The following is a 14,965-nucleotide window of genomic DNA, read 5'->3' as shown; positions in this document are numbered from 1 at the left end:
ATGTCTGGTAATCTAAAGAAAAAGAAACAGAAAATGAAAAAGAAAATGAAAAAGAAAAAGGGTATGCTTGAAAACAAACCCTATTTATTGGTTTTACTGTTTTGTTCTTTTGATTTTACCTGTGAATTCTCCATTCCAGATACTTCATAAACTCCATGGCTATAAGTGTGGTCGAAGCCAGTGGAATTATCATTGCCCAGTCGGAAAGCGAGAGGGGAACAGTCCTGAAAGCCGTCTGCATAATAGGCACGTAAACTGCTGCAAGCTGCAGGAGTACAGTGCTCAGTACGGCATAGATAAGGGACCTGTTAGTAAAGATTCCCAAGGAGAATACCGAATACCTCTCAGAACGCCAGTTAAAGGCGTTGAACATCAGGGAAATAACCACCAGGGTAAAGATCAGAGTCTGGATTTTTGGAAGAGAAACTCCATTATTGAGAGACTCGTGAAGGATCCAGATAGACTGGATTGCAATCAAAGCTCCTAATCCAAGGCTTGCTGTAAGCATTTTCCTGGAAACGAGTCCTTCTTTTGCCTTAGTTGGTTTTTGCTTCATAAGCCCTCTGTCAGGAGCTTCCATGGAAAGCGCCATTGGAGGCAGGCCATCTGTTATAAGGTTGATCCACAGGATCTGGACCGCAATGACAGGCAGAGTATGCCAGGCAAGCACTCCTACAAGGACAATGATAACAAGGCCTATGTGACAGGTAAGGCCGTAGGCAATAAAGTTTTTAATGTTTTTCAGGATATTCCGGCCCTCTTCGACTGCTGACACGATGGATGCAAAGTTGTCATCAGTCAGGATCATACTCGAAGCTTCCTTGCTGACGTCCGTGCCTGTAATGCCCATTGCAATGCCCATATCTGCGGCTTTCAGGGCAGGAGCATCATTTACCCCGTCTCCGGTCATTGCAACTATATATCCCTTTTTCTTTAGAGCCTCAACTACCCTCAGCTTATGCTCTGGATAAACCCGTGCGTAGACCGAAACTTTCTCCACGATCTCCTCAAATTCCCTATCGCCAAGTGCCTCCAGTTCGGTACCTGTAAGGACAAGGTCTCCTTCACGGAAAATCCCGAGTTCCCTTGCAATCGCAAAAGCCGTGGTCTTGTGGTCGCCTGTAATCATTATGGTTCGGATTCCTGCACTGGTACAGGTGGCAATTCCCACCTTTACTTCTTCTCTTGGTGGGTCACGCATACTCATGAGCCCTGAGAAAACCATTTCTTTTTCAGCTTCCTCAGGCAGGATGTCTTCTGGGACCTTGCGGTAGGCAAATCCCATAACCCTGAGAGTCTGATTTGCCAGGTCGTTTACAACATTCAGGATTTCCTGCTTTCTTTCAGGGGTTAGCTCTTCCTCATGTCCTCCAAGGAAAATTTTCGTACAGGAAGCAAGAATAACCTCAGGAGCTCCTTTGGAATATGCATACAGTCCATCTTCGGAACTGTTCAGGGTGGTCATCATCTTCCTCTCGGAAGAAAAAGGAACTTCCCCTTTACGCTCGTGTTTCTCCTCAAGGGCTTTTTTCCAGATGCCTTCTTTAGCTGCTGCGACTACAAGAGCACCTTCGGTAGGGTCACCTGTGATATCCCATACCCCTTCGTTCTCAAACAGTCCTGCATCGTTACAGAGGGTTCCTGTAGCCAGTAGCCTGTGAAGGTGAATATCTTCAGAAACAGGTTTGTCTCCATTGAAAAAATCTCCTGTGGGTTTGTACCCCTCGCCTGTAACTTTTAAGAGGGTTCCGTTTACGTACACCTTTTCAACAGTCATCTTGTTCTGGGTAAGCGTCCCGGTCTTGTCGGTACAGATTATGTTAGTTGAACCAAGTGTTTCTACCGATGGTAGTTTTCTTACAAGGGCATGCCTTTTTACCATTCTTCGGACACCAAGTGCAAGCCCGACTGTCACAACTGCAGGAAGAGCTTCCGGAATTGCCGCAACGGCAAGGGCAACTCCCCAGAGGAACATCTCAAAAGGATCAAAACCCTCTATGATCCCGAGTATAGCCACAAAAGCCACAACTATAAGGGTTGCGATCCCAAGCCAGCGCCCGAACTGGTCAAGTTTTTCCTGAAGGGGAGTTCTTTCCCTTTCAATTTCTTCAAGAAGCCCGGCCAGCTTCCCAAAAGCCGTGCTCATGCCCGTTGCCGTAATAACGGCTTTTCCCCTGCCGTAAGTGACCGAGGTTCCGGTATAAGCTATATTTTTCCTGTCAGGCTGCGGAGTTTCAGGAGGGAAAATCGCGGTGTTTTTTTCTACAGGAACGGATTCTCCGGTAAGGGAGGATTCGTCTATCTGCAAGGAGAGCGCCTCAAGCAATCTCGCATCAGCAGGAATCCTGTCTCCTGCCTGCAAAAGCAAAATATCGCCCGGGACAAGCAGGGAAGAAAGGACTTTTACCTCTTTTCCGTCCCTCAAAACCAGGGCTTCAGGACTGGTCAACGATTTCAAAAGTTTGATTGACTCTTCGGCCCTGTACTCCTGAACAAAACCGAGCACGCCGGCAAGGATTACAGTAAACAGGATCACAAAAGCGTCAACAAACTCTCCTAGAAAAGCGGAAACCAGTGCTGCAGCAATTAAAATTATAATCAGAAAACTCTTGAACTGGGAAAGAAAAAGTTTTACAACTGACGTCTTTTCTTCTTCTTTAAGTTCGTTTTTTCCGTATTTTTCAAGCCGTTTTTCCGCCTCTTCCGAACTCAGTCCGGTTTCTTCGGATGTGTCCAGAGTTTTTAGAACCGCATCTGCGGCTTCATCATAATACATCTAGTCTTTATCTCCAGTCAATCAGGCAATCACTTTAATTTTAAAGCGTCCATAATTTGCCAGTTCTAAATATAATATTCAAGGTAGTAATAATATTAATAGAATATAGAACTTGGGATGTAAAAAATTACTAATGATATTTATTTTCTGAGAACGTCCTTAAAGGTATCCTCTTCAAATTGTATGGGTAAAAGTAAATTTCATTTATTTACTAAAGTTTTAAAAATTTAATTAAGTCTGAATCCCAATATCAAACAACGCATTAAACTTCATAACTGTATGATAAAATTGTTGCACATTTTTTTGAGTTGGAAAATTCTCCATTGAATTTGAAGAGGATACATTCTTTCAAAAAACAAATATTGGTTGCAAATATTGCTTTTCCCTCCAGCTGCTCCACATAGGAACACAACAGAATATTACTGAAAAATGAGACGAGAAGACTTAACGTCAATGAAATCATTCAAGAATGGTAGAGTATTGAAGGAAGATAAACCCGTTAGATGGAGACTATAGCTTTGTAGAATAAGTAAAGAAGATCACTTTCCCTAATGTACTACTTATTAAAATGTTAGAAGATGAGCAAAAAATAAGAAATGGGGCAAGTTTTAATTCATAATAAATTGGCAATTCCAATTAATATCATGATCGTTATTATTAACGCACCCATTATATCCCAGAAGTTTTCCCATAAATTAGTACGTGACATATTTCACCCCCTCAGAGTATAATGCGAAAATAATTAATAAAGTTAGTTGTTCCAGCCTGTTTTTTGAAAAGAGTTTTGAACCTGTATTTCCGCACAAATTAACCGCATTAGAGGAAATCGTTTATCGAGATCCGTATACATTGTGTCTTCGGTTAAGTGAGAAATCATGACAAATTGCATTAATTTTCTAAATATTTATTAAATATTGTAATAGATTGCTAAATGGAACATGGGGGACATGGTATCTATTTCATGTAAAAGGCAAAAGTTTAAAGACGGCTTCTAATGCAAAACCGATAGCTTTCAGGCAAGAAAAAAACATAGTTAGGAAAACCTTACTACTCAAGGTATGACAGATCAATAGTCAAAAAAGGATGGGTGAAAAGTACTTTCATTTCTTTGTGCCTGTTATTAAGAATATCATGTGTGTTTTGGTGACTCTGGTCCAAAATCTAGTGATTTTTGTATTTTTCGATTGAAATCATGAACTTGCAGGAAGAATTCGTTCTTCAATCAAACTCAATATTTGATATCGAAAGACTTCCATCGAGAGGACGTATTTAATGGATTATAACCAATTACAAAATCTAGTGATTTTCAATTTCACGTTTATCACTGGATTTTGGTACTGAGTCGTTTTGGTATTAATAATATTAAGGCATTAACACATTCCCAGAGCCATAAAGAGCTTCTTTAAATCCGCTTTTGACTTATCAACAAAAACCCCTCTCGTTCCCGAGATCATAACGGTCCAGTCTCCGCCGCTGTACATCCAGTTTTGCTGAGGTACCCAGTTCATCTTGTAAAGTTGTGTGTAAGCACTGGCCAGAGCATCGAACATCAGGTTCACGGCTCCGCAGAATTTGGCAGTCATCTCGGCCATTTCTTTTGGCATTTCATCTCTTGACTTATACTCCACAAGTTTTCCTTCGGGACTGAAAATCCCGGCTGCCATTACCCCGTCAAACTTCAGAAGTTCATCTAACGATAAATTGCATTCCTGTACAATCATATACTAACCCCCAACTAAATTCAGTATATGCCAATCAACTGTCTATACCTGTGAACTTATACCGTGAATTGTTTGCTAAATCTCAGGCTTTTCCTAAATTCCTGTTTTGTCCTTTAAATTGCTTTTATAGACATGCAGGCTTTTCCTCATGCCTCTGTGCATGATTCGCTCATTTCAGTGAATAATGTTCAGTTCAGCAAGATAGTCATTCCTTCAGGCCTGCTTTTTGCGTAAAGGAATAAGAAGGGATTGGCATGATATTATATAAAAATATCAAATTAAAAAAAGAAAATTGAACATTTAATTTAAACCGACCCCTTCAGATATCTTCAAAAAATAACATTTTTCTTGTTATAACTTTTGGAGAATAAATAGAAAATCTGCATATATTATCTCAAATTAAGCTTATCTTAAATTAAGCTTCGGGAAAAAGGTAACGGAAGATTTTAACGGGGGCAAAAGGTCGAAATGCACGTTTGTTATTGTAATGTTATTGTAATGTCATTGTAATGTTATTGTAATGTCATTGTAATGTTATTGTAATTCCAATTAGAATTTGTTCATTTTGTTTTTGAGCTCATCCAAAACCAGGTTTTCCCAGGTTTGAACTCTTTCTGAAATATGGCTGTTAAGAGTGAGAAGCTTATCATTTTTGCATTTTGTTTCATGTAATGTAAAGTTGTCTTCGATAACCATAGTTTCTCTAATTAGCATATTGGAATATGAAACATTCCAAACTTTTTGTTTGATTTTCTTGGGAACTTATCCTCTGCACTCCAAACTAAGGGCAAATAAAACTAAATTTTCCAGTATTCTCTAGCAGGCAACAAGCAAATGCTCATCCAAATATATAACGCTAAATATAATTAAATCACTATTTAATGTAAAAACGGAAATAACATAAACATCCCCAGGGAAAATCTGCAGGTTGACGGAGCTTATGATAAAAGCAGGTAGTTCTTTTTTTCACAATGGAAAGCGCTGTACTACTGGTGCAGTTATCTTACTCAAAGGATTACCTTACATGGTTACGGTTTCTCATATATTTCGGGGTGAAGGAGACAATCTGACAGTTGACGGAATAAAACTCGTTGTTACAAGAATTTTAAAAGGCTACGATATAGCCTTGATAAAGCTTCCCCCTTACACTGCGGTTGAGATCACGGAATTTGGCAGTCCGGCCGAGCTGGAGCTAGCTGTTCTTGTTAACGATACTCGCACTATTAATTACTGCAGGGTGGCTAATTCTGGAGCTTCCTTGCTTTTTCTGGGCTTCCAGTGCCATGATATGCCTGATCCTGAAGATAGCGGTACTCCTGTCCTGCAGGGAGAAAAGGTAATAGGAATGATGACCTCAACAACCCTGGATACATGCATGGGAATCGCGGTTTCATCGAAGGTTCTACGCAGCCTGCAAAAAATAAAAAATCATCACTAATATCAATTATAAAACTCCTTTTTTTTTAATTTAAAGGCTTTAGATACTTTATTTTTCCCACGCTTTCTCTCTGAAACTGAATTATCGGACAGCATGGTTAGGGTGAGGTGTTCGCCCGCAATTTGATTTTTTACTTTCTCATCAAGTACCCCAGGGCTTTTGAAGCTTCAAAAGTTGCTGCAAAAGTTGCTTTTCATCATATTTTTTAAATATCGACAAATTTGGAAAGCTATTTATCAAGTAACTGTCTCATAAGTTCAACAAGGAGATTTAGTAACTATGTTTGAGTTAAAAGTTGTTACCCATTTTGCAGCAGCCCATCAGCTTAAAATGGTGGCCAAAAAGTGTGAAAACCTTCACGGACACAACTGGAAGGTCGAAGTTTGTGTGGCTGGCGAAAAACTCAATGAAGCCGGAGTACTGGTGGACTTTGGAGAATTAAAGCAGAATGTATCCGAAATCATGACAAGACTGGATCACAACTTTTTAAATGAGCTTGAATACTTTAATGACAGCAATCCGCCATCTTCGGAAAACATTGCCCAGTACATAGCAACCTCCCTTCAAACCATGATAAAGAATCCAGAAATCAGGGTTACCAGTGTCACGGCATGGGAATCGGAGAATGCCTGTGCAACATATTTAACGTAATTCTTTTAAAGGTCAGTCATTCAGTCATTATCTCTTTGGGCAGACGTATATTGAACTCTCAAATGGTTCTGAATCTGCGAACTCATTTCAGGATACAACAATGATATCTGTCATACTAATATAACTTTGAATCGGCGCTACTGGTTGTATTCATGTTCTCTGAAGATAAAACGCTATTGGAAACCCTATTATCGTTGGGATCCAGAACGAAAATACCCTGTAACTGAGTACAACAACAACCGCAATTGAACCAGGCACTCCCAGGCCTGTATAGAGAGCGGCCATAGAACTCTCCACAACGCCTATTCCTCCTGGCAGGAGAAAAGCTATTTTTCCTAAGAGAATAGGGAGCCCATACCCAACGACCAGGATCTCAAACCCTACAGGAAACCCTGCGGCTATGAAGAAGAAATAAAGGGTCAGCATATCAAAACTCGTAAAAATCACAGCCCCAAGAAGCGGGCGCTCCCAGCCTCCGTTGCTTAAAGTTTCAAGGGCTGCAAAAATTCGGCTTACTGAAGCCTGAGTTGGAGCAGGTGTGTAGGATTTATGCAAGAGCCGAGCAAAGTAAGCTGCTATTCTGACAACAATAAGTGTGAAAGCTGTCCTGTTTTTTAATCCCCAGTGTACTGCTGCAAAGCCCAGGCCAAGTAAGGTGAGGATTAGAATAAAGGCAAAAAACTGCACCGAAGAAAGGCTATGGGCTATCAGAAGATGGAGAATTCCAGATATAGCCAGTACTGTCAAGACCGTATTGTTGAAGATAGTGGGCAGGGTACCAGCAAGCCCAGCGCCTTCGGCACTAATACCATATTTCCGTGCCCATCGATAAGTCGCTGCAGCATTTCCGAAAGGACCTCCTGCCAGCATGCCTATACTTGAAGCTGCAAGCGTTATTATAGATCCTTTTAATATAGGGATTGTCTGTTTTACTCTTGCTACAATGGAATTCATAAGAAAACCTGCTCCCAGGTAACTGACAACCTGGCCAAAGGCAGCCAGTAGCACAGCCCATGGAATCATTGTTTTGATAACATGCGCAGACGTTTCAACCGAAGCAAGCTGCGGAAGAATAAGGTTAACAGCAAGCCCTATAAGGATAAGCGTTGGAAAGTAGCGGCCTACTTTTAAGACCAGGGGTGGGGGAGATAGCAGACTTCTGTGGACATTGTTCTCGCTTTTATTCCCTGATTTACCTTCGATCCAGCCTGTACTCATTTAAAATCCTCAATACTATACGTTCTCATTCGAAAATTTTATCCCACAAACTATCAGACGCATTTTATGCGGCTATACATCTGGGCAGCCACTTATTTATAATTTATTTAATACTGTAATTATATTTATCTTTCTCAAATAAGTATAATCAAGTAAAATTTCACAGCCTTTAATTATTATTAGGGAGAATTCTTTCCCATGACAGAGACTGTATATCTTCTTTTTCCCATTATTTATGCTCTTATTAATGCAGCTTCTTATGCCCTGTATGGAATTGATAAATTTAAAGCAAGAAGGGATAAATGGAGAATTTCAGAACAGAGCCTGTTGATAGTTTCTTTCTTTGGGCCAATCGGTGCAATCCTTGGAATGCAGCAATTCAGGCACAAAACCCAGAAGCCGATTTTCAGATTCCTGGTGCCTGCATTTGCAGGAATTCACATCCTGTTAGTGCTCTGGATCAATCTCTAAAATTGAAGAGATCTCTCTATGTTGTTAGTAATTTCTTTGTCCCCTTGATTAAAGGAAAATAAAGAAAAGTCCGAAAAAGTAAAAAGAAAACTGAAGTAAAAAGAAAACTGAAGTACATAACAGGAAGCCTTATGGAACAATCTTTCTGGCTTCGATATAATACCTCTTCTCATTTTCCTTTCCAAGGGAAAACGATTTTCTCGGAAGAACCCCTTTCTTTTTAATTAGAGAAAAGAAATCGCTCTTTTTTAATGGGGGAAGGAAGAAGCCGATATTGCCCTGTTTTTTTCCAAGTTTTTCCACGACTTCAGGATCATGTTCATATTCGATTGAATAATTATCAATTATCTCGTCAAGGGTTTCGACCTCAAGATCGTAAACGGGATTATCAAAAATCAGCACACCAGACCTATCTTTTGTAATAAACCCTATTGAATGTCCTGCAACCGGGAAATCGGCATTTGAGGGAGAGGTACTGGTTTCCTCGACCCTTGCATTGAATTTTTTGAGCAGTTCTTCAGGCTCAATTCCGCTTACAACCCTGTGAATAGGTTCAAAGGAAAGCCCTGGGTCGTGAACATTTACAAGCTCAACCATTGCGTATCTTGCAGGATGATCGGCCGGTGCGCTCCCTTTAATTTGTTCCCAGAAGCTCTTTGCAGCAGCAAGGCTGTGGTTTCCATCGCCGACAAGAAGGGTTCCCAGGTTAAGGATTTTTTCCGAAATTTCTTTAATTATCTTTTCATTACTGATCCTGTAACCCTTGATGTGGCCGCCGTTTTCCATCAGATCAAAATCATAAACCTTGTTATCTTCACAAACAAAATCATCAGGGTTTCCGGGGATAACCGAAAAATAAGGGTCATCATATAACACTAAGATATGCGAGAGTTCCAGTTCTGCGTTTTCCCTTATCCTGACTCTTGCAGGAAGCCTCTCCTTAATAGTGCCTTCCGTTGGTTTGATAAACGAATCGGACCCGTTAAACTGGTATTCTTCCAGGTCTATTGCAACAACAAGTCCTGTTCTCTCCTTACCTGAGACTAAACGCCTTACGAGAATAAAACAGGGGCCCTGGTCAACGAGAAGTTTTTTGTAGTTACTTATGGTTTTATGAATCTTATTTACTCGATTTTCATCTAGCGGAAGATATATTTCCGGATAAATTAAATTTAAAGTAGAAGGAGTATCTCCAATAAATTCTTCAACTCTTTTCCAGTATTCCGGATCCTGAGTGTGCTGATCACAGGCAATCACTGCCCACTTTTCCCAATTATCTTTAGGAAGAAGAATGCGTGGAACATGTAAAACCATGGTATGTTAAAAAAAGAGAGAGAATATAAAGATTTCTAAATTCCTTTTTTGAGTAGATTCCCAAATTTCCTTTTTGAGTGCACAGCTCAAAGAAAAAATAAGTTTATAAAAGTGAATTCATAAAAGTGAATACATAAAAGCGAGTTTATAAAAGTGAATTTATAAAAAAGTTTATTTTACTGTGTCGTATCCGGCATTTTTCCATGCAGTCATGCTGCCAAGCACATTATGTATATCATTATAACCATGCTTTTTCAAGATCGAAGCTGCTATATTGGAACGCCTGGAACTGTCACAATAAACAATTACCTGAGAGTCCTTTGAGACCTTATCCAGATTTTCTTCAAGCTCTCCAACGTATATATTTTTGGCTCCCTGGATATGCCCTTCATCCCATTCCTTCTTCTTCCTCACATCCAGTAGTGTCATCTCCTCTTGCTTCTCCAGTTTATTCTTTAGATCGTGGACCGATATAAAACTAAGTCCGTCCGTAGGTAAGGCTTTCATATACCAGGCTGAAATTCCGCCGTTCAAAAAACCCGCTATATTATCATAACCCAGCCGGACCAGATACCTTACAGCGGTTTCAAGCTGCTCTTTTTCCTCCAGCACGAGGATTATGGGTTTGTTATAAGGAAGAAACCAGCCCGCGAACGAAGGTACTCCTCCGAGCCAGATGCTATAGGAGTTTCTGATATGCGCTCCTCCAAAAGAGTGAGGCATGCGCGTATCAACGACCACTGCCCCTTTTTCCATTTCCTTCCTGAAATCCGCGGGTGAAAGCGGCTTCGGAACTGGCAGGCCCTGCAGCAGAGGAGGTCCTTGCAGGTTGTACTGCTCCATTTTCTTGAAGTACGGAGGAAAATCAAGCTGCTCTTCAAGTTTGAACTTGATAAATTCTTCCCTGTTTGTTTTTTGCAGAGCAGGATTCTGTACGCGCTCAAGTCCAAGCGTACTGTAGTCACGTTTGGCGATAGCTCCCCCACAAACCGAGCCTGCACCATGCGCAGGACATAGTATTACTCCATCTCCCAGGGGAAGGATTTTGTTAAATATGCTTTCATAGAGGTTTGCTGCCAGCTCTGGAGCTTTCTCTGGGCCATAGAGATCTGTCCTCCCGGTATCGCCTACAAACAGGGCATCTCCTGTAAAAACCATTACTGGCTCTTTTCCCGTATCAAGGTCGGTCAGGACGTAGGACATACTCTCATCGGTATGGCCCGGAGTGTGTAAAGCCGTCAATCTCATTGAGCCGAAATCAAACTTCTGACCTTCATTCACGTAGTTCCCGTATTTGAAATCTACTCCATGGCCATGATAAATCTCTGCATTTGTAAGTTTCTTCAGTTCCAGTGAACCGATTACATAGTCTTCATTTCTGTGGGTTTCAAAAATATATTTTATATTCATACCCTCTCTTCTGGCAAGCTCGGCATAGACCTGACAGTCTCTTCGAGGGTCGATAACTATGGCTTCATTTTCCGAACCAATGAAATAGGAAAGATGAGCCAGACCTTCAGATTTAATGCGTTCAAATTTCAAGCTAAGCCCCCTCAGCTCTATATTATGTTTTATGAAATAAATTTCTGCCTGTTGCAGATTTCTCTTTATCTAATTATATAACCGTATATTTCTATTTTGGCTCTTCGTTGTTTTGTGTGGATATCCTCATAATATTCTCATAAAAACCAATGCGATCTTAATTGAAAATCATCTTATCCACGGGGAATGACGAATAGCTCATATTATGAAAAAAGCATACTCATATCTTTATGAAAAATATAGCCTTTCATATAGGTATACAGAAAGTAAAATTCCAATGTAATATACAAAACGCATATGAAATTCTTCTAATCACAGGCACAAAGAAATGAAAGTACTTGAAAGAACTTTCATGCCAAATATAATGGCAAAAGGGAATCTAAATCTAAATCTAAATATAAAAAGTAAGTAAAAATCTATTTGTAAAAATAGAAAACATGAAAAATTAAAGAGCAGCAGAACCTGAAATAACTAAAAACCAGTCCTGTCAGCTTCTCTTAACTTTTTCCATTTCAAACCTCATTTTCTGTTTTTTTGTTTGTGTTTTTACTCTGACTCCCCGACAGTTATTGAATAGTCAAAATTGTTTGTGTTTTTCGGGAGAATTGTAAGTTCCCATGTTCCAATTGCTCCGGCTGCTCTATACGTTTCGGTATATTTCCTGCTGCCACTCTGATAGCTTGAACTAGTTTCCGTTGCCCATATTGGGAAGATGTATCCTTGAGAGTATACGGCACTACTATCAACGGTTTTTACAAGGGATAGATTGACAGGGTTGGAGTTGCATGTCAGGTTTATTTCAAAACCTGGTTCCTCCTTTTCAGGGGAGATACGCACAGATGCACCCTGGTCAGAAGTTTCAGCCGAAACGTCAATCGTTATTGGGTCGGCAGTTGTGGTATTAAAGGTTTTTACATAAGGGACTTCAGGCTGTTTATCAACCGTAAAGCTCAGGCTTATTTGTGGGACGGATCCGTCATTCTCTTTCCCATCAGCATTCATTTCGATGTAAGCATCATAACTCCCGCTCGCATTCTCTGGGACTGGTACCCTGATGGTCATATTAGCAATTTCACCGGCTTTTATGGTTGAAGGTGCGGAGATCTCTATTATATCATCACTAAAAGCGGATTCGTCAAATGAATAGTCATATACTTCGTATCTCATTACCTTCGGATCGATAGTAACATCTTTCCCTGCTACATTTTTAATTTTTATGGCGTATATATATTCCTGTCCAGGCTCAACGGTGTCAGAAACATAACTTGTCTGAAGTTCAAGTTTCGGATTGACAGGTACTGAGACCCAAAGGTGCATTGCATTGACATACATAGGATACGTATATTCTTCATCTGATGTAGAATCATTATATCCTTCATCTGATGTAGAATCACTATATCCTTCAGCAGAGATAGAATCACTATACCCTTCATCTGATGTAGAATCACTATGTCCTTCAGCAGAGATAGAATCACTATACCCTTCATCTGATGTAGAATCACTATATCCTTCAGCAGTTTCCTGGATATATACAGGAGCATCGTATTCTTCTGGATAAGTATCATTTGTGAAGGCTACCTGGGCTTCATACTCCCCACCTTCCGCATCCTTGGGAACACTTACCTCAATGGTAAAGTTCTGCTCTACGTCAGGGCTTACAGTTACGTTTTCAGGTGAAATCGTAATCCAGCTTTCGTTTACAACATCATAGTAATCGTTGGATGGAGCTACAACTTTCGGGGTTATGTCAAGTGTTTCATTACCTTCGTTTCTGAAACTGACATTGAAAGTTTCACTTTTTCCCTGCATGAGATATATCGAATAATAGTTTGGTTTTATATCATGTACGGTATAATTGCCGTAAGCCTCTTCCAGTCCGGGAACTATATTACTTTCGTAAGTTCCGTTCTCGTAGGTAACTGTTCCGTTAAGCTCTTCTGTCTGAGCAAACGCAACCGGTAATAATATCAGGCAAAGCAATAAACTAAAAAACTTGGATGCTGCCTTCAATGCTGTACTTTTACTCATGTTTCTGGCTCCTTTCTTCTGGTGAGGAATTATACATTTCTAATCGATACACTCAGGTTCTCCAATCTCCTGCAAACCAGCAGTATAAGACTCCTGTGCCGTAAATCTATAATTTTTAATTTATCAGAGGGGATGAACATTTTTTATAATGTATATAATTTCATTATATGTCCCCCTATAAAGTACTTATGGAACTTGCAAATATTTATGAAAATTACAATGGAGCTCGCAAATCTGCACTGGGTTTGTTTCTCAAAAACTTTGAATTTTAACTTAGAAGAGACTTTTTATTATTTTCTGGTCTCTTCAGATTTACTTTAAATCGTGCAAAACAATAAAATTTTAATTTTATTAAAAGAAATTCTTTTTTATGACAAAAGGAAACAAATCAATCAATAAGTCAATGGTAAAAACGGTATTTGAAGGCAATATAACTTCAATAAACTGTATTTTTGCACTGGTAAATGGGCAGGATTTTCACCATTGATGAGGCGAGATTTCAGTATGGATAAATAAAGTGCGAATAGAAAATTCAATTTAAATTTGAATGAAATTCTATTGTTCGTTTGAAACTGGAGAGGAACCAGAATAAATTAAAAGGAATCTACTCCCTAAACAAAACTCGGGTAATTCAGCCATCTTGAGCAAGAGAAATTAGAAAAAAGGAACCGTATTCCTGAGACGGAACCTGGATAATTCAACCATCTTGAGCAAGCGAAATAAGAAAAAGGGCCCCTCCTCCAGAGACGGGAGGACTAGAGCACCGGAACTTGAATAGTGACTCGGCTGGATCAGATTGCTGGTTCGGTATCCAGCTCTTCGGAAGAAGTGGAAAGGCGTTTTTCTTCGATCATTTGCATGAGCCTGTTCATTACGTCTTCAATTCCTTCTCCGGTAACTGTGGAAATATTAAATTCCACTTCATCCAGTTTCTTGAACTCGGACCTGTCAGCCTTGTTTGAGACCACAAGCAGGGGAAGTTTGAAGTTCTCTCGAATTTCCGCAAGCAAGTGTTTCTGAGCTTCGATTTCGTATCCACAGCTTTCACTGGGATCAATCATAAACATCACAACCGCGTCAAGGTAATGAATCGCGGTAATTGCCTGCTTTTCGATATCGTTTCTCTCGGACATCGGGCGGTCAAGAAGTCCTGGAGTATCCATAACCTGATAACGCACACCGTCCTGTATGAAATGCCCGATTGTTACGCCTTTTGTCGTAAATGGATATGGAGCGATTTCAGGGCTTGCACCTGTAATTTTTGAGACGAAACTCGACTTTCCTACATTCGGGTAGCCAGCAATTACAATTGTGGGCTCATCCTGCACATCAGGAAGTTTCCGCAAGATGTTTCGGGCTTCGTTCAGGAAGAGAAGATCCTTGTTAATTGACTTGATAATCGAAGCAAGCCTTCCAAATGCTTCTTTCCGGATAGGCTCCGGGAGATCTGAATTTCTAATTTTCCCAACATAGCTTCTTGAAATCTCATGAATTTTCCTGCTGGCCCAGTCCGCGGATGCAAGGGACATCTTGAGTTTTTCTACGCCTACAAGGATGTCTGTGAGTTCATAATAAAATCTGGGTAATTGTTCGAAACTCGGGAATCGCCTTACTATGTTTGCGAGATTATCCGTCAGAATGTTTGCAGCTGTCAGCAGCATGGATTCATTGGCCCTTAATCGGCTTTCCCTGCTATCTATGGTTTTCCCGGACATAGCTCGCGCTGACCGTTTAAAGGCTTTATTGATTAATTCCTCGGAAGTAGGGACGGTATGAATTTTCTCGAAGATCATTATGTTCTAACCC

At 40.2% G+C, this 14,965-nt stretch carries 10 protein-coding genes and 1 pseudogene; 4 read left to right on the top strand and 7 right to left on the bottom strand.

Annotated elements, in window-relative coordinates:
• Window positions 1–115 precede the first annotated feature (115 nt).
• Complete coding sequence (locus tag FXW07_RS03200; RefSeq protein WP_229393727.1) at window positions 116–2,776, bottom strand: calcium-transporting P-type ATPase, PMR1-type; 2,661 nt, start codon at window positions 2,774–2,776, stop codon at window positions 116–118.
• Between the two features lie 354 nt (window positions 2,777–3,130).
• Here FXW07_RS03200 and FXW07_RS03195 point away from each other — a divergent pair.
• Window positions 3,131–3,292, top strand: a pseudogene (locus FXW07_RS03195) (IS630 family transposase); the annotation flags it as partial.
• An 854-nt stretch (window positions 3,293–4,146) separates the two neighbouring features.
• On the opposite strand, the gene FXW07_RS03190 reads toward FXW07_RS03195, so the two are convergent.
• Window positions 4,147–4,497, bottom strand: coding sequence for a DUF2173 family protein (locus tag FXW07_RS03190; protein WP_048119253.1), 351 nt, complete (start codon window positions 4,495–4,497; stop codon window positions 4,147–4,149).
• Between the two features lie 940 nt (window positions 4,498–5,437).
• On the opposite strand from FXW07_RS03190, the gene FXW07_RS03185 reads away from it, so the two are divergent.
• Both FXW07_RS03185 and queD read left to right on the top strand, forming a co-directional pair.
• Window positions 5,438–5,935 carry a serine protease gene (locus tag FXW07_RS03185; RefSeq protein ID WP_229393726.1) on the top strand — a complete coding sequence of 166 codons (498 nt, stop codon included), beginning with the start codon at window positions 5,438–5,440 and terminating at the stop codon, window positions 5,933–5,935.
• 279 nt (window positions 5,936–6,214) lie between these two features.
• Window positions 6,215–6,586, top strand: coding sequence for a 6-carboxytetrahydropterin synthase QueD (gene queD, locus FXW07_RS03180; protein ID WP_229393725.1), 372 nt, complete (start codon window positions 6,215–6,217; stop codon window positions 6,584–6,586).
• Between the two features lie 150 nt (window positions 6,587–6,736).
• Here the strand turns inward: queD and FXW07_RS03175 are convergent, their stop codons facing one another.
• The gene (locus tag FXW07_RS03175) at window positions 6,737–7,804 is read right to left on the bottom strand and encodes a YbhN family protein (protein WP_229393724.1); all 1,068 of its coding nucleotides are present in this window, start codon (window positions 7,802–7,804) and stop codon (window positions 6,737–6,739) included.
• Window positions 7,805–8,002: 198 nt separating this feature from the next.
• Between FXW07_RS03175 and FXW07_RS03170 the strand changes: the two genes are divergently transcribed.
• The gene (locus FXW07_RS03170; protein WP_048119259.1) at window positions 8,003–8,275 is read left to right on the top strand and encodes a DUF1294 domain-containing protein; all 273 of its coding nucleotides are present in this window, start codon (window positions 8,003–8,005) and stop codon (window positions 8,273–8,275) included.
• Between the two features lie 129 nt (window positions 8,276–8,404).
• Here FXW07_RS03170 and FXW07_RS03165 read toward each other — a convergent pair whose 3' ends face one another.
• From FXW07_RS03165 to FXW07_RS03150, 4 genes are all read right to left on the bottom strand, one after another.
• Window positions 8,405–9,589: a DUF1015 domain-containing protein gene (locus FXW07_RS03165; protein WP_229393723.1), complete on the bottom strand. Its 1,185-nt coding sequence runs from the start codon at window positions 9,587–9,589 to the stop codon at window positions 8,405–8,407.
• Between the two features lie 171 nt (window positions 9,590–9,760).
• Window positions 9,761–11,131, bottom strand: a complete 1,371-nt coding sequence (locus tag FXW07_RS03160; RefSeq protein ID WP_229393722.1) for an MBL fold metallo-hydrolase — start codon at window positions 11,129–11,131, stop codon at window positions 9,761–9,763.
• Between the two features lie 546 nt (window positions 11,132–11,677).
• Window positions 11,678–13,159, bottom strand: coding sequence for a hypothetical protein (locus FXW07_RS03155; RefSeq protein WP_229393721.1), 1,482 nt, complete (start codon window positions 13,157–13,159; stop codon window positions 11,678–11,680).
• Between the two features lie 791 nt (window positions 13,160–13,950).
• On the bottom strand, window positions 13,951–14,952 hold the full coding sequence (locus tag FXW07_RS03150; protein ID WP_229393720.1) for an NOG1 family protein: 1,002 nt from the start codon (window positions 14,950–14,952) through the stop codon (window positions 13,951–13,953).
• Window positions 14,953–14,965: the final 13 nt, after the last annotated feature.

It is taken from the genome of Methanosarcina sp. DH1, assembly GCF_020804205.1.
GTDB classification, from domain to species: Archaea; Halobacteriota; Methanosarcinia; order Methanosarcinales; family Methanosarcinaceae; genus Methanosarcina; species Methanosarcina vacuolata.
This window is presented reverse-complemented; position numbering and strand designations above follow the sequence as displayed.